Annotated in this window: 20 protein-coding genes; 1 reads left to right on the top strand and 19 read right to left on the bottom strand. The window is 36.1% G+C overall.

Annotation, left to right across the window (positions count from 1 at the left end):
- Positions 1 to 3 precede the first annotated feature (3 nt).
- The 18 genes from SH601_RS02940 to SH601_RS02855 all read right to left on the bottom strand — a co-directional run bounded on the left by SH601_RS02940 (position 4) and on the right by SH601_RS02855 (position 19,221).
- Positions 4 to 378 (bottom strand): small basic family protein, encoded by a 375-nt coding sequence (locus SH601_RS02940; protein WP_319956732.1) that lies wholly within the window; start codon positions 376 to 378, stop codon positions 4 to 6.
- A complete protein-coding gene (locus SH601_RS02935; RefSeq protein ID WP_319956731.1) occupies positions 378 to 1,106 on the bottom strand; it encodes a DUF881 domain-containing protein in 729 nt (242 codons plus the stop codon). The genes SH601_RS02940 and SH601_RS02935 overlap by 1 nt, the downstream gene beginning before the upstream one ends.
- Positions 1,107 to 1,110: 4 nt before the next feature.
- Positions 1,111 to 1,797, bottom strand: a complete 687-nt coding sequence (locus tag SH601_RS02930; RefSeq protein ID WP_319956730.1) for a DUF881 domain-containing protein — start codon at positions 1,795 to 1,797, stop codon at positions 1,111 to 1,113.
- Entirely contained in the window at positions 1,787 to 2,581 is a 795-nt protein-coding gene (locus tag SH601_RS02925) for a cell division protein FtsQ/DivIB (RefSeq protein WP_319956729.1), read from the bottom strand. Before SH601_RS02925 ends, SH601_RS02930 begins: the two co-directional genes overlap by 11 nt.
- Positions 2,582 to 2,685: 104 nt before the next feature.
- Positions 2,686 to 3,783, bottom strand: coding sequence for a stage V sporulation protein E (gene spoVE / locus SH601_RS02920; protein WP_319956844.1), 1,098 nt, complete (start codon positions 3,781 to 3,783; stop codon positions 2,686 to 2,688).
- 97 nt (positions 3,784 to 3,880) lie between these two features.
- Positions 3,881 to 5,230: a UDP-N-acetylmuramoyl-L-alanine--D-glutamate ligase gene (gene murD, locus SH601_RS02915; protein WP_319956728.1), complete on the bottom strand. Its 1,350-nt coding sequence runs from the start codon at positions 5,228 to 5,230 to the stop codon at positions 3,881 to 3,883.
- A complete protein-coding gene (gene mraY, locus SH601_RS02910; RefSeq protein ID WP_319956727.1) occupies positions 5,227 to 6,210 on the bottom strand; it encodes a phospho-N-acetylmuramoyl-pentapeptide-transferase in 984 nt (327 codons plus the stop codon). The genes murD and mraY overlap by 4 nt, the downstream gene beginning before the upstream one ends.
- A 106-nt stretch (positions 6,211 to 6,316) precedes the next feature.
- Positions 6,317 to 7,774 (bottom strand): UDP-N-acetylmuramoyl-L-alanyl-D-glutamate--2,6-diaminopimelate ligase, encoded by a 1,458-nt coding sequence (locus SH601_RS02905; protein WP_319956726.1) that lies wholly within the window; start codon positions 7,772 to 7,774, stop codon positions 6,317 to 6,319.
- Positions 7,775 to 8,706: 932 nt separating this feature from the next.
- The gene (locus tag SH601_RS02900; protein WP_319956725.1) at positions 8,707 to 10,632 is read right to left on the bottom strand and encodes a stage V sporulation protein D; all 1,926 of its coding nucleotides are present in this window, start codon (positions 10,630 to 10,632) and stop codon (positions 8,707 to 8,709) included.
- 86 nt (positions 10,633 to 10,718) lie between these two features.
- Positions 10,719 to 12,914: a penicillin-binding protein gene (locus SH601_RS02895; RefSeq protein WP_319956724.1), complete on the bottom strand. Its 2,196-nt coding sequence runs from the start codon at positions 12,912 to 12,914 to the stop codon at positions 10,719 to 10,721.
- Between the two features lie 10 nt (positions 12,915 to 12,924).
- Entirely contained in the window at positions 12,925 to 13,305 is a 381-nt protein-coding gene (ftsL, locus tag SH601_RS02890) for a cell division protein FtsL (RefSeq protein WP_319956723.1), read from the bottom strand.
- Positions 13,306 to 13,328: 23 nt separating this feature from the next.
- Entirely contained in the window at positions 13,329 to 14,282 is a 954-nt protein-coding gene (rsmH, locus tag SH601_RS02885; RefSeq protein ID WP_319956722.1) for a 16S rRNA (cytosine(1402)-N(4))-methyltransferase RsmH, read from the bottom strand.
- 29 nt (positions 14,283 to 14,311) lie between these two features.
- The gene (mraZ, locus tag SH601_RS02880; RefSeq protein WP_319956721.1) at positions 14,312 to 14,743 is read right to left on the bottom strand and encodes a division/cell wall cluster transcriptional repressor MraZ; all 432 of its coding nucleotides are present in this window, start codon (positions 14,741 to 14,743) and stop codon (positions 14,312 to 14,314) included.
- A 205-nt stretch (positions 14,744 to 14,948) separates the two neighbouring features.
- A complete protein-coding gene (gene bshC / locus SH601_RS02875; protein ID WP_319956720.1) occupies positions 14,949 to 16,571 on the bottom strand; it encodes a bacillithiol biosynthesis cysteine-adding enzyme BshC in 1,623 nt (540 codons plus the stop codon).
- Positions 16,572 to 16,675: 104 nt separating this feature from the next.
- Positions 16,676 to 17,062: a DUF3397 domain-containing protein gene (locus SH601_RS02870; RefSeq protein ID WP_319956719.1), complete on the bottom strand. Its 387-nt coding sequence runs from the start codon at positions 17,060 to 17,062 to the stop codon at positions 16,676 to 16,678.
- 210 nt (positions 17,063 to 17,272) lie between these two features.
- Positions 17,273 to 17,722: an RsfA family transcriptional regulator gene (locus SH601_RS02865; protein ID WP_319956718.1), complete on the bottom strand. Its 450-nt coding sequence runs from the start codon at positions 17,720 to 17,722 to the stop codon at positions 17,273 to 17,275.
- 765 nt (positions 17,723 to 18,487) lie between these two features.
- Positions 18,488 to 18,661 (bottom strand): 50S ribosomal protein L32, encoded by a 174-nt coding sequence (gene rpmF / locus SH601_RS02860; protein WP_319956717.1) that lies wholly within the window; start codon positions 18,659 to 18,661, stop codon positions 18,488 to 18,490.
- A 32-nt stretch (positions 18,662 to 18,693) separates the two neighbouring features.
- Complete coding sequence (locus SH601_RS02855; RefSeq protein ID WP_319956716.1) at positions 18,694 to 19,221, bottom strand: YceD family protein; 528 nt, start codon at positions 19,219 to 19,221, stop codon at positions 18,694 to 18,696.
- A 216-nt stretch (positions 19,222 to 19,437) separates the two neighbouring features.
- Between SH601_RS02855 and SH601_RS02850 the strand changes: the two genes are divergently transcribed.
- Positions 19,438 to 20,649: a nucleotidyltransferase gene (locus SH601_RS02850; RefSeq protein ID WP_319956715.1), complete on the top strand. Its 1,212-nt coding sequence runs from the start codon at positions 19,438 to 19,440 to the stop codon at positions 20,647 to 20,649.
- A gap of 82 nt (positions 20,650 to 20,731) precedes the next feature.
- Here SH601_RS02850 and SH601_RS02845 read toward each other — a convergent pair whose 3' ends face one another.
- The gene (locus tag SH601_RS02845; protein WP_319956714.1) at positions 20,732 to 21,757 is read right to left on the bottom strand and encodes a SepM family pheromone-processing serine protease; all 1,026 of its coding nucleotides are present in this window, start codon (positions 21,755 to 21,757) and stop codon (positions 20,732 to 20,734) included.
- Between the last annotated feature and the right edge of the window lie 38 nt (positions 21,758 to 21,795).

Raw genomic sequence — 21,795 nt, 5'->3', positions numbered from 1 at the left:
TATTTATTTCGATAATTTAGAGGCTTTTTTAGACTTTTTTATCGTATCATATCTTTCCAATAATCGTCTTCTTATAATAGCTACATTCCGGAATAATCTTATACCGAAAGCAAATACTGCTGCTAAGTATAAGTCCATTCCTAATTGTAGACCTAAAAAGGTTAAGGCCACTGCCAAAATAAAGTTAATGAAAAAACCAGTTATGAACAACCGTTGTTCAAACTTACTATCTAACTGTGCTTTGATTCCTCCAAAAAGTGTATCAAAAGCTGCTAAAATAGCAACTGTTAAATAACTAACATACTCATTTGGTATCGTCATATTTGTGATAAAGCCTAAAATGAGCCCAATCACCAAAAACATTACCGGTAGCCACACTATTCCTCACCTTCTTCTGTGACATCCACAATATCAATATGGTGCAAGTCTATTTGATCATCATATGCTGGTAATGATACCTCATTTTTCGCTTCAATACTAATTGTAACATTTTCTAGTGCAAAATAATCACCAATTTCACTAACTTCAACCTGATTTATCAGTTGCTCAGGATTATCTGTAAGAATAGTTATTTCAATTGGTAAATCTCCAATTGAGCTATTATTAACATAAATGTTATCATTCACATCTCTAATTGGCGTAATATTAATTACTCGCTGATTCTCAATAGCTATTTCAGATGCGCCAGCAGTATTTAGTTCATTTATTAGTAGCTGTAATAATTCAGCGTTTATACTTGGATATTCTTGAGATTCTTCATCTAAGAATAGCGGCTGTAGTGTTACTACCACTCCAGAACCCTGTATTTCTATTAATCCAGCTTGCTCTCTTAATTGTTCAATCGATTGTTTCAATGAATCTATTTGTTGGTGTTCTGTTGATTCTTTATATTGGCGAAGTGTATTTTCTGCCTCCTCTATTTCTTTATAGAGTTCCTGCTGTGCTTGTTGCTCTTCCAATAATGATGTGCGTATTTCCCATGTATCTCTCGTATCTCGTTCAGTTGCTTGATGATTGGAATTTACTACGATAGCGACTAAAAAACCCAGAACCAAGCAAACAATTCCTACCATAAAGCGCTGCACTAGTCTATTTTTTTGCTTCATTCGGTCACATATCCTTTGCATACATTTCAATAGTCGGTTTTTTTTCAATTGTTACTTCAATATTATCTTGTACAAGTAAATCAATCACTCCATTGCGCAAGTTCAAACTCGCATCCAGCACATCCTGATCACCAATTGCCGAAATAACAAACGGAGCTGGATAAGACGTTCCATCTACAGATATTACAGGACCTATACAATTAATATAACTGTTTCGGTATATTCGTTGACCGTTAATGGCAATTGCCTTTGCACCCGCACTATAAAGTTCGTTTACCGTCTGATGTATATGCCTGTCATGAACAATATATTGATTAGCATGTTCTTCTGAAGGAATATAACTAGCATCTCGTAATGTCACACTTATTCCTTTACCACTAACGGAAAGCTCACCAGTAAGTTTTTGCAAATTAGATTTAGTATCTACTAAATCTTTTAAAATATCTGCTTCCCCACCTAGTTCTTGTTCCATTGACTGGACTTCTTGACGAATCTGTCCCAATTCCGCTCTTAATTGCTTATTCTTCTCTTCCATATCTATTAACTGTTTACGGTAATAAAAACTCCGTTCCCACTCTTCACTATCAACTTGAACAACCTGTGCTGTTGAGTTTGTATAGTGGTAACAAAATGGTATTAAGAAACCTACTACTAGAAAGACTATTGCAAAAATAAATCGTCTATTCTTCATGGTCGTTTTCGATCTTCTCCTCTTCTTCCTTTTCTACTTCATATGGCGTGAATACTGCTCCACTTTGGTCAATTTTAATGATACCTTCTTGATCGTTGTCAAGTTGGCTAGCGATGGATGGATAACTATCTAAATGATGCGCTAAATTGCGAATAGTTGATTCGACTTCTTGTCCATCTGTCATATATAACGTAATTCGATAAGGATTAGATTCAGTAGGCTCCCAATATGCTTCTGAAATTAAAGCAGATATATACGGTGACAAGTTACCTAGTTCTTCTGCTATTTCATGTAAATAATTATTATCTTTAAATCCTTTTAAGATAGGAACATCTCCATGGATATCAGAAGATTTAAGCTCATGTAACACATCACCATTTTCTAATAAAGGATTGATTTTTCCATCTAACTCCACATAGGCTACATGGGTAAGCTCCTGTACATCCATAACAATTGTGTTAGGGAAAGATTTTGACACTTCCGCTTCTTTCACTTGAGGATGTGTCATAATATTATCTTCTAATTCTTTCGTTTTTACTCGCCAAAAGTTAACAGGCTCTTCTATCTCACTTTGCTCAATTATCTCTTCTTCCGGCAAGAATTGTAGTCCATTCACAGTAATATTTTTCACATAACTCATAGGTGACTGTAAATAAATTACAATAAAAACTAATACAAAAAAGATGAGTAAATAAAAAATTAATTTTCTGTTTGCTTTTTTTCTACGTTCTTGCTTCAGTTTTGGAATTCGATCTTCTATCGAAACAACTCTTTTTTGTACCATAGCCATTCTTCCTTTTCTTTTATCCAGATACTAGATATTGTATACCTATTTTTTTTATTATAACATAGTCACTACTATCTAGGTATCACCCAAATCTCCCAACTTCATTGTCGATATTTACTAATATTTATCAATATTCCCACAGAGCACAGTGTTAACGTTAAAGAAGAGCCTCCGTAGCTTAAAAATGGTAATGTAATACCTGTAACTGGAATCAAGCCAATTACTACACTAATATTAATCATAACTTGAATAGCAATCATACCTGTAATCCCAATTGCTAACAATTTCGCAAATAAATCTGGTGCATGAATAGCGGTTAAAATACCTCGCCAAATAAACAGAACAAATAAAACGATAACAAACATTCCTCCGATAAAACCTAGCTCTTCTGCAATAATCGCAAAAATAAAATCATTGTGTGGCTCTGGCAAGTAGAAATACTTTTGCAAGCTATTCCCAAATCCTACACCTAATAAACCACCTGGACCAATGGCATACAGTGATTGTATAATTTGAAAACCTGTTCCTAAGGGGTCTTGCCATGGATCTAGAAAAGCGGTAATACGATTGATCCGATATGGAGCAGATATAATCAACAGCAAAAAACCAATCACACCAAATCCAGCTAAAAAGACAAAATGCATAAATTTTGCGCCAGCTACAAAAATTAATAGAAAACAAGTCAGCAAAAATACCATACCTGTCCCTAAATCCGGCTGAAGCATAATAATTAAAAAGATAAAAACAGTTAGAAATAATGGTGGCAAAAAACCTTTTTTAAACTCTGTTATTCTATCTTGATGGTTGACCAAGAACCCACTTAAGAACATGATCATTGCTAGTTTAATAAATTCAGCAGGTTGGATGCTAAAGGCACCTACACCTATCCAACTTCTAGCTCCCCCTCTAACCATACCTATACCCGGAATCAAGACGGCAACTAACATAATTAAGCAACTAATAAATATCCATTTACGATATTTAATCCATTGAAAATAAGGAATATTTGATACAATCAGCATGGCTATAATACCAACACCTGCGAACAATACTTGTCTTTTTAAAAAGTAGAAGGCATCATTAAATTTATACTCTGCCCAAATAGATGATGCACTATAAATCATCAATGTTCCCACTAACAATATCGATAGAATAATAGTAATTAAAAAGTAATCTGGCTTATGTTGATTTTTCATCATTGGCTGCACAAGAAAAAACCCCCAAATCATAAATGAATTAGGGGCTTTCTTTTATCCTATTACACAACATGTATAAATTATAATAGACAAGCCCCTATTATAACTTATGCACCGATTCCATAAACATGTTTCCTCTTTCTTCAAAGGTTTTATACTGATCCCAACTCGCACAGGCAGGTGACAACAATATCACATCATCTCTCAAAGATAATCGATATGCTTCATTAACTGCATCATCCATTGTATCAACAAATTTCACTTGATCAATTCCACACATATCTGCGAGTTTTTTTAGTTTTACACTTGTCTCACCAAATAAAACCATCGCTTTCACATTGGACATCAATGGAACTAACTCATCAAATTCATTACCTCGGTCTAAACCACCCGCAAGTAAAATCGTAGGTTGTTTAAATGCAGACAAAGCCTTAGAAGTTGCAAGTATATTTGTTGCCTTTGAGTCATTATAAAATAAACGTCCATTTAATTCTTTCACAAATTGTAGTCTATGTGATACACCCGAAAAGCTCTTTAACACTGTTTCAATCGCTTGATTATCAATTCCTTCAAGCTTTGCTACCGAAACAGCCGCTAAAATATTTTCTAAATTGTGCTCACCAACTAACGCAATTTCATCTACACTAATAACTTTTTCTCCACGGAAATAAATGAATTTCCCATCGCAATATGTGCCATTTTCTATACTTGTTTTTCGGCTGAACGGAACTAACGTACTATTAGCTGACATTGCTCTTAATGTAACACGCTCATCATCAGCATTATAGACTAAGTATTCTTCACTGGTTTGGTTTTTAAAAATATTTGCTTTTGCATTTTGATAATTTTCCACTGTTTCATGGTAATCTAAATGGGCTTCAAAAAGATTAAGCAATACGGCAATTTTTGGTGTGAACGTTTCAACGCCTAATAATTGAAAAGAACTCAACTCTGTAATCATTGTCGTCTCATCATCCATCTGCTCTGCAACTTCTGATGCAACATGACCAATATTTCCTGCTAAACGTGCTTTTGCATTAGCAACCTTAAACATCTCATAAATAAGCATGGTAGTCGTTGTTTTTCCATTCGATCCGGTAATTCCAACAACTTGTTCTACACCCAAATAAGGAATTAACTCTATTTCTGTTAAAATAGGTACATTTCGTTCTACTGCATGTTCTAATAAAACATTTGTATATGGGATACCTGGATTTTTAATAATAGCATCCACTTCATCCAATAGCTCTAATGGATGGTCCCCAACGATAACATCAATACCTAATGACCGCAAATCTTGCACATTACCATCATCCTCTGATGTTTTCAAGTCATTCGCCACAACGCTAATCCCATTTTTGTTTAACAATTTTGAGACTGCTGTACCGCTTTTAGCAAGCCCTAGTACAAGTACTTTATTAAAAGGAAAGTTACGCAAATTTCTCATCATGCCCACACCTCAATATAAATACCTAATAACGCAAATAAAATACCTACTGCCCAGAAGGTAGTAACTACACGCCATTCAGACCAACCTTTTAATTCATAATGGTGATGAAGTGGACTCATTAAGAAAACTCGTTTTCCTCTCGTTTTAAACGAAATAACTTGAATGATAACAGACAATGTTTCTATTACGAATACTCCACCAATGATAACAAGTAGAATTTCTAATTTTAATAAAATAGCAATGGCAGCGATCGCCCCACCAAGGGATAATGAACCTGTATCACCCATAAATACTTTTGCAGGATGTGCATTAAATACTAAAAATCCTAACAACGCTCCGACAACAGCAAGGCTAAACAACGTCACGTTAGAATTAGGAACACCATACCAAGCTAATATTGCAAATGCACCAAATGCAATCGCTGCTGTACCAGCTAATAGACCGTCAAGGCCATCTGTCAAGTTAACTGCATTTGATGCACCGACTAACATAACAATAATAAAAATAGGATAGAACCAACCTAAATCAAAGGATAGACTTGTACCTGGTACTTCCAAAGTTGTTTGGAAATCTTGTTGTAATAAAACGATATAAAAAATAACCGCGATAATAATTTGTCCTAGAAGTTTTTGTTTAGAAGTTAGGCCTAAATTTCGTTTTAGTACGACTTTGATAAAATCATCTAAAAATCCTAAGAGACCAAAACCTACTAATACCAATAATAATAGCCATACTTCATAGCCAATTTCACCGTTATTCACACGTGCAACGACAATTAAAGTAGTTATCGCGATACTCAGAATAATCATTACCCCACCCATTGTTGGTGTTCCTGATTTTTTCTGGTGTGATTGTGGCCCTTCTTCTCGAATACTTTGTCCAAATTTTAACCTTTTCAGGAAAGGGATTAAAATAGGGGACAGTAAGACAGTAATTAAAAATGCAATCGCTACTGTAATTAAAAATGTATATTCACTCATTCATGTTCTCTCCAATCTTCTCATGTCCAACTATATCTTTTTGGAATGTTCAAAAAGTCACCTATAACATTACGTGGCAACTTTTATTGAACATTCCTATTATTTTCTATACTAAGTATTTTCGTGCTATTTGCTCATCATCAAAGTCTAATACTTCGTCCCCAACAATTTGGTATGTTTCATGACCTTTACCTGCGATTAATATTACATCTTTATCGCCTGCTTGCTTAATTGCATGTTTAATCGCTTCTTCACGGTCAAGCACAACCTGATAATTGTTGTATTTAATCCCCTCCACCATATCATCAATAATTGCCTGTGGTGATTCAGAGCGCGGATTATCGGAAGTAAGGATTGCATGGTCTGCATATTCACACGCCACATTTGCCATTAATGGTCGTTTTCGACGGTCTCTATCTCCACCACATCCGATAATAACATGAATATCTCCTTCACAAAATCGTTTAATCGTAGAAAGGACATTTTCTAACGAATCCGGTGTATGGGCATAATCAATAATAACACCAAAACCTTGACTATGTTCAACTGGCTGGAAACGTCCTTTTACACCTGATGTGTTGTTAAGGACTGTTTGAATAGTCTCCAAGTCAATTCCTGAAGCAAATGAGGCTGCAGCTGCGGCAAGTAAATTATATACACTAAACATCCCCATTAATTTACTATTAATCGAAACATCACCTTTTGGTGTTCTCATCGTAAATGATACACCGTTAGCTCGCAATTCTACATCAATTGCTTGGAAAGAAGCTTTCTCATGAATGCCATACGTGAAAATAGGCTGTGCAGTAACACGTTTTAAAAAGGCTGCATGCTCGTCATCTTGATTGATGATGGCGTATTTCGGTTTTTCATTTTTTAAGCTACTACCAAGCTGTGAAAAAAGTAGACTTTTGGCGTATAAATAACTCTCCATTGTCTCATGATAATCTAGGTGGTCTTGACTTAAATTCGTAAATACGGCAATATCAACATCGACACCATTTGTACGACCTAAATCTAAAGCGTGTGATGATATTTCCATTGAGACAACATCAATATCTTTTTCGACCATTTTGTGAAAGCTTTTTTGCAAATACAATGAATCTGGTGTTGTATTTTTAACTGGATAGCTTTCCTTATCGATCACCATTTCTATCGTACCAATTAAAGCCGTTTTTTGTTTTACGTACTGATGAATTTCATTAATCATATGTGTTACAGATGTTTTCCCGTTTGTACCAGTAACCCCAATTACTTTTAATTGATTAGAAGAATGCCCGTAAAAATGAGTTGACAGCTGCGCAAGAGCTCTTGAACTATCCGGAACAATAACAACTGGAACGGATACATCTAATTCTTTTTCTGCCACAATAAGCGAAGCACCGTTTTCAACTGCTGCTTCAGCAAATTGATGTCCATCAACTGTATAGCCTTTTATACAGATAAATAAGGAGTTCGATTTCAATAATCGGTGATCCATTTCAATTTGGTCTATTTTTATGTTATCAAGACTTTGTTCACATCGATAATCTGATAAACTACTGATTAATTCCTTTGCATTCATTCATGTCACCTTTTCTTTTTTCTTTACATTTTATCACGGTGTAACTGTCCGATATTCCTCGCACTTCAAGATTCAAGTAGCACAAGGAAACTAGATCGAGGCTAAACGGACGCTACCTCTTGATAAGTTTCATTTTATAATCTTACATGAAAGTTAACTTATTCATATACAACTACATCATTATACCAAAGACTTGTAAACTTTACGATAATATTTTTTACCTAATCTTTTGTATTGCAGAATTGTTTTATCACCTGTAATTATACTCAATATCTTAACCCCTGTTGATAGATCTACGGATTACTATTACTGACGAACAGTATAAGTCCTTTGATACTCCGTGTTTATAACCGGAAGTCATTCGTTCTTTCACTCTTTTTAATGGAAAGTGTTAGCATATCACTCCGACAAAACACTACGCTTTCCGCGGTACGGCGGTCTGCTAACTTTGTGAAGAAGAACACTTCCCAAATTGGATCTTCAGCTCGTACTGTTCCCGCAAGAGTCTCCGTGTTTTGTCTCCGCTGTATAATGCACTCTACTGTTTGTAACTGGAAATGCGATGACTCATTTCCGAAAGGACGTGCTTAATCAAACAACATAGAATTTGAGTACTCTTCTCTCAAAAAAATAGAGAATACAATCAAAGCGAAGGCAGAATACTCAAGACTCCTACAGGAATAGCATAAGCTGAAAAAGTTAGTTGAAGCCATGCTGGTGGCATAGAAAACACTATGAAAGCGATTTGTGCTTGAATAGATGTTACACTTGTGCACAGAGGATAAAAATGGCGTATTCTGCTGTAACGACAGTTATTACTTACTAAAGGATAGAATAGATGAGCACAAGTCATCAAGTAAACTACATGGTCTATCTCTCCTTTATACTGTCCGTCCACTTACATAGTCTTTTTGTATGATATAAGCTTTTTATTATTTATCACCTAGCACTAATCGTATTTTGCTACCTTCTTCTACTTTTTCTCCTGCTTCAGGTGCTTGATCGATGATATAATCGCCTTCTCCTATTATATCCAGCTCCAGTGATAGTAAGTATTCTTGTAGTTCTGCTTTTTTAAGGCCGATTAGATCTGGAACTTCAACTGGTGGAGCTTCCGGCCACTCATATTCTTTCTCAATACCGTCTTCTTGTCTTTCCACTCCTAATGCTCGTAAACTATCCTCTATGATAGTGCCTACAATAGGTGCCGCAACTACCCCACCAAATTGTACGGTATCTTTTGGATTATCTACTGCAACATAAACGACAATCTCTGGATCATTGGCTGGTGCAAAACCAATGAATGAAACGATATGATTATTTTCTAGATATCTTCCATTTTCCCCCACTTTCTGTGCTGTCCCTGTCTTACCTCCAATACGATATCCATCGACATATGCTCCTCTACCAGTACCCAATGCGACAACAGACTCTAACGCTTCTCTTACCTCTTCCGATGTTTCCGAGGAAATTATTCGTTGCTTCATCACTGGCTCAGACTTATTAACTTCTTCTCCATTTACAGGATCAAGAAAAGTTTTTGCAACATACGGTTCATACAAGTACCCACCATTTACTGCTGCAGATACTGCCATAACTTGTTGAATCGGAGTAACGGACACACCTTGCCCAAAAGATGTAGTTGCTAATTCCACAGGCCCAACATTATCTAAATCAAACATAATCCCTGTTGCTTCACCTTGCAAATCAATTCCCGTTTTTTGACCGAATCCAAATTGATCGATATATGAAAAAAGTTTTTCTTTCCCTATCTTTTGACCGAGCACGATAAATCCAGGGTTACAAGAGTTTTGGACCACCTCTAAAAAAGTTTGATGCCCATGCCCTCCCTTTTTCCAACAATGCAACTCGGTCCCTCCTACTTCTATCGCACCATCATCCACATATTCATCTTCTTCTAAATCAACCACTCCTTCCTCAAGAGCAGCTGCTAAAGTGATGATCTTAAATGTAGATCCTGGCTCATACGTACTCCAAATCGGTAAATTTCGATTGTATACCTCTGCACTTATTTCTTGATAATTGGCAGGATCAAAGTTGGGTCTTGATGACATGCCAAGAACACTACCATCTTTCGGATTGACCGCAATCGCTATCGCTCCATCAGGATTGTACTTCTCTTCCGCAATATCTAATTCTCTCTCCATGATTGTTTGTACTCGTGAATCAATTGTTAGTTGTAAGTCATATCCATCAACTGGTGGTGTATACTTATCAGCCATTCGTTCCATTCGCTGCCCTTTCGCATCACTATAAAAAGATAAGCTCCCTTCCGTACCACTTAACATATCTTCATACATTAACTCTAAACCTGTTAATCCTTGATTATCAACACCACTAAAGCCTAGTACATGCGATAAGTAGGCACCATTCGGATAATGCCTGATAGAATCATCTGCAATATATATCCCTGCTAGATCTAACATTTGGACAGCCATTGCTTTCTCTTCTGAAATCTTTCTTCCTTCCGGTTGCAAAATAACAATTCGTTCATTTTTTTGCATTGCTTCCAGTGCAGAGTCATATGACATCTCTAACACATCAGCTAATTGTTCTGCAGTTTTTTCAGGATTTTCCACTTGTCTAGGGACTACCATAATGGTTGGTGCAGACACATTTTCTGCTAATACCTCTTCATTTACATCCACTATTCGCCCGCGTTCAGGCTCAAAAACGATATCTCTACTCCATAGCTCTTCTGCCTCTTCGATTAAAAAATCTGACAAAACAAACTGTACATAACCTAACCGGACTGCAATCACAGCCACAACTATTAAGGCAAAAAGAAACACAGTGACTATTCTGCGCTGAATCATAATATTGGTTACTCGTTTCATGACATAACTCCTTTAATCCAAGAAACTGTTTGTCCCAAATATATGATATTGCATTAGTGAATAGAACACTGTGTAAAATATGTTTATTAATCTTCTTCCTTTTCTTCGTCTGCGTCATCATTTTTGTTATTAGGCTGGTTCGGTTCTTCAAGCTCCACCATTAAGTAATCATTTTCGCTTAATGCGGACCCTTTTTTAATACTCTGTTTTTTCACATAACCACTACCTAACCACTCTAGGTCTAATTGTAAGAAGTCTTTAAAACTCATTACATCCCTATATGACCAACCAGACATATTGGGCATTTTCATATTATCTGTCGCAACAAAAATAGTTTGTCGTTTGGTAATCTCCGTACCTGGTTCAACATTTACTTTATCGATCTTTTCACCATCACCAATTACAATCGGTTCTATACCTAAGTCTTTTAATTGCTCTAAATATTTATCCGTCTTTTGCCCTTGCCAATCTGGTAGTTCCACTACTTTAGTAGTTTCTTCTGAACTCTTATCTGGTTCAATGTTTAAGTAGTGTAAACTGTTTTCCATTACACTTTTAAACACGAAAGATACGGGTGCTGAACCTGATTCAGTATCTTCTAATTTTGGTTCTTTTACAGATACATACATAATTAATTCCGGATCATCTGCTGGTGCCATCCCAATAAATGAAAAGATATAACCTTCGCGGCCTGCCTTGTATTTTCCAGTATCTGGATCTACAAAGTTTGCAGTACCTGTCTTACCTGCTACAGTATAATCATTCAAATTATAGATATTGTGACCTGTACCATTTTCAGAAGTAATAACTGTTTCAAGCACTTCCAATGTCTCTTTAGCTGTTTCAGCTGAAATCGGCTCACCCACTACCTCTGGTTGATGTTCTGCTATTACTGTCTTCGTGTCAGGATCTACTGTTCGATCAATAATATAGGGCTTCAACATTTTCCCTTCATTCGTGATTGCCGTTGCTGCTTTAACTAACTGCAGTGGTGTTGTTGTTGAACCTTGACCATATGAAGTTCGTAATTTTTCGTCCACCCAGTTATAAAGTATTTGTCCAGGTACTTCTCCTGGCAAATCAATCCCTGTTTTCTTATCAAAATCAAATGCTTGTAAGTATTCTAAAAACTTATCTGCACCAATTTTTTCATATGCTAGTTTTGCTGCAGCAACATTGGATGATCTTTGGATACCTTCCAGATAACTAATTTTTCCCCATCCTCTACGACCGTTATGATCACCTAACGGAGTTGCTTGTTCTGTTGCTTTATAAGTTCCTGATTGATAGTCCTCTTCAGGATTCCATACGCCCTCTTCAATTGCAGAGGCTAGTGTAAAAATCTTCATCGTTGATCCTGGCTCAATTGGCGTTCCAATTACATCATTATACCAGTTCTCCACCGTACCAATATCATTAGGATTATAACTTGGTCGGTTACTTAGAGCTAATACTTCGCCAGTTTTTGCATTCATTACAACTGCCGTCATTCTGTCTGGTTCATATTGATCATTTGCTTCAGACATCGCGTCTTCTAATAAAGTTTGTATTTTTTGATCAATAGTTAAATAGACATTTTTTCCATTCTCTGGTTCATCGATCACTTCTTTTGGATCTAATAGTTTCATATTGAATTTGTCTCTCTGGTAAGAAATAGATCCTGATTTACCTGTTAGAAGATCATTCATCGATCCTTCTACACCATTGATACCAATAATTTCATCATCTTTTTTTTCTGTTAAACCGATAGTATGAGAGGCAAAAACACCATTCGGATAAAAACGAACAGGTTCTTCTATAAAATTAATACCAGGTAATGCCAGTGCATCAATTTCATCTTTCTGTTTTTGCGTTAATTCCCGACCGGCTGAACCAAACTCAACTTGAAATTTGTCGTTCTCTATTCCATCATTTAAACGTTTAGCAATATCACTCTCTTCCACACCTAATATGGGTGCAAGCTCTGAAGCGGTTTTGTTTACATCTGTTATATGTTTTGGATTAGCTGGGTTCGTTGTATACGATTCGTTAAGTATTGCATATAATCGATAATCAACATGTTCTTGAGCTAATGCCATTCCATTTCGATCGTATATCGTGCCTCGACTTGCCGGAATAGTATAGTTATTGGTTCTTTTTTCATCAGCCAATTCTTGAATAGAAATACCGGCTACCTCTCCCGAAACTTGGATATACAAAAAACGCCCCGCAACAACAAGAAATAGCGTAGTGAAAATTGTAATCCATACAGCAGGCATTGTTTGTGTCGTTTTATTTTTCATTGTTTAACACCTAGTTTGTTACTTCCGACGCTTGTTTGACTTGTGAGTTTTGAATCTTTAAACCATGCTTTTTCGCATTTTCAATAATTCTTTCTGGCTGGCTAAGCTCCTTTTGCTGAAAAGCAAGGTTTTTGTTTTTTGTAGTCTGCTGTTCAATTTGTGAATTCAATGTTTCTACACTACGATTTAATTGATCCATCGAAGCACTATACGATACCAAATAAGAGGAGAAGCTTAAGAAGATAACGGCAAAGATCGAATACATTACTTTTTCTCCTGTTGTAATCCAGCGTTTTTGTACTTTTACTTTCTTCTTAACAACTTTTTGCTTCTGAACTTGCTGATTCGCTTGATGGTTTGTGTAATATGCTCTTGCATGTTGACTGCTCATCGATTTGCCACCCTTCTATTATATTAATGGTTTACATTCCACTCTTTCACTTTTTCAACAATTCTTAATTTAGCTGATCGTGACCTGCGATTTTCATCTAGTTCTTCTTCTTTTGCTATAATCGGCTTGCGATTAACTAAACGGAAAGAAGGCTTAAATTCCTCTGGTATTACTGGTATATTTTTTGGCATTGGAGGTGGAGTACTCCAATCTTTGAATGCTTGTTTACAGATACGGTCTTCTAGTGAATGGAAGGTAATAACTGATATACGTCCACCAATAGCAAGGTATCTACCCGCTTGGTATAGAGCATCTTCAAAAACTTTGAGCTCGTCATTTACAGCAATTCGAATTGCTTGAAAGATACGTTTAGCTGGATGTCCTCCCTTTCTTCTTGCAGGTGCAGGGATAGCTTCTTTAATAAGATCGACTAACTCAAATGTTGTATTAATTGTATTTTCTTCCCGAGCTTTCTCAATTTTTCTAGCGATTTGTTTAGAGAATTTTTCCTCACCATATTTAAAGAAAATCGATACTAAATCTTCATATGGCCAATGGTTGACAACATCAAATGCATTCAAGTCACCTTGTTGGTTCATTCTCATATCTAATGGTGCATCATGCTGGTAACTAAATCCTCTTTCACCACGATCTAGTTGCGGAGAAGACACCCCTAAATCAAATAAGACACCATCTACTTCTGCTATTTGTAATTTATCTAATTCTTCTGCTAAGTGACGGAAATTTCGCTGTACGAAAGTGACTCGGTCAAGTTGATCGTTCAATCTTTCTTTAGCGGCACTAATTGCATCTTTATCTTGATCAAAAGCGATCAAACGCCCTTTTTCACTCAGTTGTTCTAGTATGTATGCGGAATGCCCACCGCCACCTAATGTACAATCAACATATATACCATCAGGATTTATTTGGAGACCATCAACGGTTTCCTTCTTTAGCACTGTATAGTGTTCAAACATGGAGTCACCCCTATCTTTCTTGGTTGTCTTTACAAATCAAAGTCCATCATATTTTCTGCAATTTCTGCGAATGATTCCTCTGATACATCTACAAAATCATTCCATTTATCTTCAGCCCAAAATTCTACTCGGTTCGATACCCCGATAACTGCACATTCCTTCTCAATTCCTGCATATTTACGAAGTGGGGCAGGTATATTTATTCTCCCCTGTTTGTCCAGTTCGCATTCAACTGCTCCTGAGAAGAAGAAACGTGTAAATGCTCGTGCATCTTTTTTTGTAAGTGGTAATTTTTTTAGTTTTTCTTCTAATTGGCGCCATTCATCCATTGGATAAGCAAACAAACATTGATCTAATCCACGAGTTACGACAAACTGCTCTCCTAAATTATCTCTGAACTTGGAAGGAACAATAATACGTCCTTTCGTATCAATGTTATGCTGATATTCACCCATGAACATATCTAGGCACCCCACTTTCTACCCTTATGTTACCACATCCCTCCACTTTTCACCACTATTACTTTTAAAAAAAAAAGAGAGAAAACTTGACTTTTTATTAAACACTAAAAAAACTAATGCTTTTCAACGAACAAGCGTTTCAAGAAAACAAAAAGAAACGAGGAAACCATTAAAAATGATCTCCTCGTTTTATTACTATTAGTCATCATAAATAGACTAAATAATGCTGTTCTTTCCAATCAAACTCATATTTATTGATATAGTTAACCCAATTATATCCGTATACATTTAGAAAATACACGATATTCCAGATTCGTTCTTGTAATCCACCACCTGGTTTCAGGTGCATCTGTATATAATCAAATTCCGTTAACTGCATCTGGTATTTGTTCGCGTGCTCTTTTGTTAGCCTATTAGTTAATTGATCAACGTGCTGTAGTATTAATTGCAAGTTTTTATCTGCATATTGTGTAACATCTGTCGTTAAATCTTCCGTGATTAATTTCAATGGTTGGTGCCCTTTAATAATCGAATCCTTCCATTGATTAGCAAGCTCTTCAATTGGTCTCTCCATTTGAGCCGATAGCCAATTTTGCTTCTCTGTCTGCACACCATGATGAAGAGCTGAATCAATTGCAATGCTATATTTAGTTAACAATTTTTTTACTCTATCCTCAACAAGCGTTAATGATATCCTCGGTAACACTGGTGGCATTTTTACAGAGACACTTTGGAATGCACCTTTTAAAATAGACCAATATGCAGCTTCGCTAGGTCCTGCAAAGAATGCTAACGTCGGAAATAATTTTTCCTGCATCAATGGTCTAGTCACCACGTTATTACTCAACCTTTCTGGTGCCTGTTCTGCAATATTTAGTAGCTCATCACTAGAAAAACTACACTCTTCATTTTTACCGACCCAGTTATCTCCATCTTTCTGTAATAAAATTCGTTCTCCGTCGACTTCAACAAAAAGGTGTGCATCTGACTGACTAGCATCCACACTAACATGATATCCTTTCGTTCTCATGGACTGTAACGAATGATACACCTTTTCACTTATTTCAGGTTGTTTTCGAATAATTTCTGCAAAATAAGGTGATTCCAATTGGCGTACTGCTCTATTACCTGAATCAACTAGAATTAATCCTGTATCACGAAAAATATCATGGATAAAGGATGCAAAGAAATCAACATAGTTTTCTGCTTGTTCTAACATACTTTGTAATTTTTCGAATAAGCTTTTCGTTACAGCTGTTTCTTTCAATGAACGAAAAGTGGATTGTAACCATTTTAGCGCTTGTTCCTTATTTAGCTCCCGATGAGATACAGACGTTTTTTCTCCATATTCATCATCTATACGATATTTTTTCAGCTCGGTATCTTCAGGTAAATATAGATGATTAACTTCAGGAAAATCATGGTCTTCCCCAGCAATCCAAAACACAGGTAAAACTGGCACTCCTAAAGCTTTCTCCTGCTCTTTCGCTAAAGCGATAATAGATATTATTTTATTAATCGTATACAGTGGTCCTGTTAATATACCTGCTTGTTGTCCACCAATAACAACAACACTATTAGGATCTTTCAAACGTTCGATGTTTGCATAGGTAGCCTCGTCCCCGTTCCAACGCTTGTTTAGTAACAATAGTGTATTTGCTAATTCTTCTCTTTGGTACTTTCTCTCTTTCAATTCTTGCATTCGTTGTTCAAACACATTTTCTTGATACGGGTTATAGTCGAAGTGATCTAATAAACTTTTCACTTCAGCTTTATAGTCTAAAATAAATTTATTATGTAAATCGAGTCTTTTGGATTCGATACGCATTAATGAACTGCTCCTTTGTAATCAATATATACAATAGTAATCCATTAGTATTGTACATAATGTAACCGATAAACGCACATATTTTGTTTGCAACTTCTATCCCATTACAACACAATCGTAATATTATAAACAATTCCAACTAACAAAATGAGGATATGTAATGTAAAGAATAATAAAAAAGTAGCTTTCCAAAATCGTTTCCATACATGAGTAAAGACAATATCTGTGTAGGCTCTCCAATGAATAAATACACAAGCAATTAATAAAAACAATAGAAGAAGTATGATATAACTAATAGGATTAATAGAAAATAATGTATATATCATAGCTATAACCGATCCAATGTATAAAATAGTGGTTAGATCGATAGCAAGATGGAAAGAAAAACGCTTCTCACCAACAACCTTACAGGATAGCTTATACACTAAAAAAGTAATAAGAAATGGCAGAGTAATCATTGCCCCAAGCAGATAATAAAATCCCTCAATCATAGCATAGCCTCACTTTTATCTTGTAAAATGATTCTCAAATTACGTTTAGTCATTTTCATATTCATTATATAAGACTTTTTCACTTGTGCAAGTAGTTTACCTAATATTCACGAATGTTATTACTACTTAGAACGAAACAAAAGGACGAAGATAGCGAGAAAGTATCCTCCGCCATTTCGCCCCTTCATAAAGATAAATAAGTATGAATTATTACTCAAGTGCGTTTAAGGCATCTTTTACTTTTGTAACAAATAATCGATACGTTTGTAGTGATTTTTTTAATTGCTCATTTTCTTTTTCCAGATTACGCAGGTCTTCTTTAGACTCTATTTTTTTGTAGTGACTTTGCAAACGTTCTAATGATTCAATTACTTCATAAATAGTTGGTTGACTAACCTGCTCATCCGTCTTTCTTTCCAGTTGTGGTTGATATGCTATGTTCTTTCTATTTTGTTTTGCTAGTTGAATGGCATCGTCATACTGCTTACGTAAAGTCGCATTCCACCTAAAACCACACGCTGCTGAGGTTCGTGATAATTGCTTCCCGACTTCCTTAAATGCTTCAAGCTGTGTTTTGCCTTCTCTAATAAAACGCAATACCGTTTCAGCTAGCAATAAATCTTCATCATTTGTCCATGCATCTTGTCGATTCCCTTGCACAACTCCACCTCCTCTACTCTTGATACAATGTATGCAATTAATAGAGGAGATAGACATCCGAAAAAAATTTCACTTCTAAAAAAACAGTAACACTTACGAAGTCTAAAAGCGTAAGTCTTCTGTAGGTTAGGCTTTCTTCCGTTCTATTTATGAAATGTGCTAGGATAAAGCTCCGACAAAACACTACGCTTTCCACGGGTACGGCTTCAGCTAACTTTGTGAAGAAACCCACTTCCCAAAGTGGATCTTCAGCTCGTACTGTTCCCGCAGGAGTCTTCGTGTTTTGTCTCCGCTATATGATGCGTTTTACTATTTGTGAGTGGAAATACGATGATTCATTTCCGAAAGAGATGCGCTTCGCTAAGGACATATTGTTTGAGTATTCCACTCTCATTCAATAGAGAATATAACCAAAGCGAAGGCAGAATACGGAGACTCCTACAGGAATAGCATGAGCTGAAAATCCACTTTTTCAACCGCTTTTTGTTGAAAAAGTTAGTTGAAGCCATGCCTGTGGCATAGAAAACACTATGAAAGCGATCTGTGCTTGAATAGATGTTGCACTTGTGCCCCGAGGGTGAAAGCGGAGTATTCTGACGTAGCGATAATTCTAGCACTTACAAACAACAGAATGGATGAGCGCATTTCACGGAGTATCAAACATGGAGTAACGTCCACTCTCGCTTTTAGACAACGTAAATAAAATATAAAAAAATAGTGTAAGAGATCTCATCTCCTACACTATTTACAGTACAACATATCAAATTATTGTTCTACTACTTGTTTTCCATCATATTGTCCACAAGCTTTACATACGTGGTGTGGTTTAGTTAACTCACCACAATTTGAACATTCTACCATTCCTGGTACGTGTAATTTTTTATGAGTACGACGTTGATTTTTAACCTTTTTTGAAGTTCTACGCTTAGGTACTGCCATGCCTTACACCTCCTTTAAAGAGAAGCAAAGTTCTATCCTTCACTATCTTTCTCGTTACTTTTGTCGTCTAATAAAGCTTTTAATTTTTCAAGGCGTGGGTCTATTTTCTCTGATTGCTCTTCTTCCGTAATCAGAGTCCAACCTTTACCTTGTTTCACCGTGTTTGCCTCTAGTTGGTCCTTATCAGCAAACACTCTTAATGGTATTTCTAATAGTACATTTTCCTCGATAAATGGAGTTAAGTCAAGTACTTCACCACTTACTAAATGTACGTCTTCTCCTTCACGATAAACAGATGTCGTAAAAGATTCAAATGCTTGTATGGAAAATTCATACGGCACATCTACTAGCGTTCTCGCACAAGGAAGAATCATCGTTCCTTGAATTTGGAAATCACAGTTGATATTTTCACCATCAATCATAGCTGTACCAGTAACTAATACTGGTTCAATTCGCCTTATGTCATTATCTAATTGTGCAATATCTGAGATGTCGACATGTTCACGAAATGATACAGGCTCACCCTGTGATTGTTTAAGTTTTTGGATATATAATTTCATTACATTCACCTCAAGGCAACAAGAAATATTTTAAAATGTATTGACCCATTTGTCAAGATATTTTCTTTACATTAGTTAAGCTTCACCGTTAACACTGAATTATTCTCACCATTTACAGAAAAACTCTCTCGAATTATCAGAATGGACGTATTTCTATGCTATACTATTTACTACAATATTCTTCTTGTTAGTATAAATAATGATGAGGTGATCACAATGAAAGCTTGTGGGCTAATAGTTGAATACAATCCCTATCATAACGGACATCACTATCACTTGCAACAAGCAAAAAAAATAACTGGTGCAGAATGCATGATCGCTGTAATGAGCGGAAACTTCTTACAAAGAGGTGAACCTGCACTTGTAGACAAATTCACTAGAGCTAAGATGGCTATCGAGCAAGGAATTGACCTAGTTGTAGAACTTCCTTATTTTTATGCTGTTCAGCATAGCGAACTCTTTGCAAACGGTGCGATAAAGATATTACATCATTTAGCCACCGACTTTCTCTGTTTCGGTAGTGAACATGGTGAAATAGCGGATTTTAATCATTTATATCATTTTATTCAACAACACCACAAAGCATATGATGTCTCGCTAAACCGTGCATTAAAAGAAGGAAATTCCTATCCTAAAGCACACGATATCGCGTTTCATTCTATTGCTGGCAATGACATAAATATTGATTTTACTCAACCTAATAATATATTGGGATACCAATACATTAAAAATATATATGATCTAGGTACTGGTATAACTCCATTAACGATTAAGCGAAGGAATAGCGATTATCATGACACAGAAATACATGGTTCAATTGCTAGTGCAACAAGTATTCGTCATCTCCTCATGGAGCACCAAGAGCAACAACAATTAGCAAATGTCGTACCACAATCAACAAAAGAAGGGATTGAACAATACAAAGAAAGATTCCAATCTTGGCACGAGTGGCAAGCATATTTTCCACTATTACAATATAAAGTATTAACGATGAAAAAAGAAGAGTGGAAGCAAATTCAAGGGGTGAAAGAAGGAATCGAAAATCGAATCGTTGAAACAGCTAAACGTGCAGACTCATTCCTGTCATGGATGAATTCATTAAAAACCAAAAGATACACATGGACTAGCTTACAACGAATATTCACTCATATTTTGACAAATACATACACCAAAGAAGTAGATGCAGAATTGAGGAAAGAAAAACCTGATGCAATTCGGATTCTAGGAATGAACACAACAGGAAAAACATATTTGAATTCGATCAAGAAAAACAGTGAGGTTAAATGGTACACTAGCAATAAAAAGCCCTATCCATATCAAACAATGGACGATAGAATTGACCACGCTTATTTCAGCATTTTGCCTCCAAGCTATCAATTACAGCTTAAAAAACAAGCTTATCAAAGCCCCATTTTGAAATTCAATTAACATTATCTAACAAAAGCCGAACAACGACATCTTCTGCACTAGCACCGCTAGTTGGATGAGTTGTTCGGCTTTATTGTGTTAGTTAACCTTGTACGTTCTCTAAGTATTCTAATGCATCTGAAAATGTATCAACAGGAACAATTTTCATATCTGTTCCAATATCTTCTGCCGTCTGTTTCGCAATTTGATAATTAGAATCCTCTCGTCCATTTTCGTTAGGAGCAAAGAAAATATCACAACCATCTCGATCTGCAGCTACTACTTTTTTATCAATTCCACCGATTCTTCCAACATTGCCTTGATAATCAATTTCTCCTGTACCAACTACTTGCAAACCATGTGTTAAATCTTCGTCAGTAAGTTGATTATAGATGTCTAAAGAAAACATTAGACCGGCACTAGGTCCCCCAATTCCGCCACTTGAAAACGTTACTTCCGGTGAAACCGTAACTTTTCGATTAGTGACTAACTGGATTCCCATCCCTACGCTACCATCTAATTCCTCGAGGGATTCTAACGTAATTTCTTTATGCAACGTCTCTTCCTCTCGATTGACAGTTAAAGAAATGGTATCTCCTGCTTGTTTAGAACTGACATAATCAATCAAGTCGTCTGCCTCATTTATTTGTTGTCCATCAATTTCGACTATTTCATCTGCAGATTGCAGCACACCATCAGCAGGCATTCCATCTACGACTGAAACGACATAGACTCCATTATAGCTAATATCAATATCTTTACCAGCCGCTTCATAAGCAACAACTGTAGAAGCTTCTTGAGAGCTTTCCATCATCATTAGTTGCATTTCGCGATATTGTTGATCTGTCATCCCTTCTAATAACACATCTTCTACCGGGACAATATCCTCATAATCACGTAAAGATGCTAACAAATATTGAAAAGGTGTCGCTCTTCCACTTTGTATCGTGACAAGGTGCATATCCCCTTCACTTTCTGTTGCTCCTTCTACCTCAATTACACCAGTCAGTGAATCTGCATGACCTGGTTTGTGAATGTAATATGGTAATTGGTAACTAAACAACGCCGCAATAATAACGATACCTGCGATGAAGCCTAGCAATCTTGATGTTCTTTGATTCTTAAACATAGTTACCCCTTCTTTCTCTTGTCATCAAACAGCATCTC

The sequence above is a fragment of the Gracilibacillus pellucidus genome (assembly GCF_033949965.1).
GTDB classification, from domain to species: domain Bacteria; phylum Bacillota; class Bacilli; order Bacillales; family Amphibacillaceae; genus Gracilibacillus; species Gracilibacillus pellucidus.
Note: the sequence above shows the minus strand (reverse complement) of the source record. Positions and strands in the feature narration are given on the sequence as shown.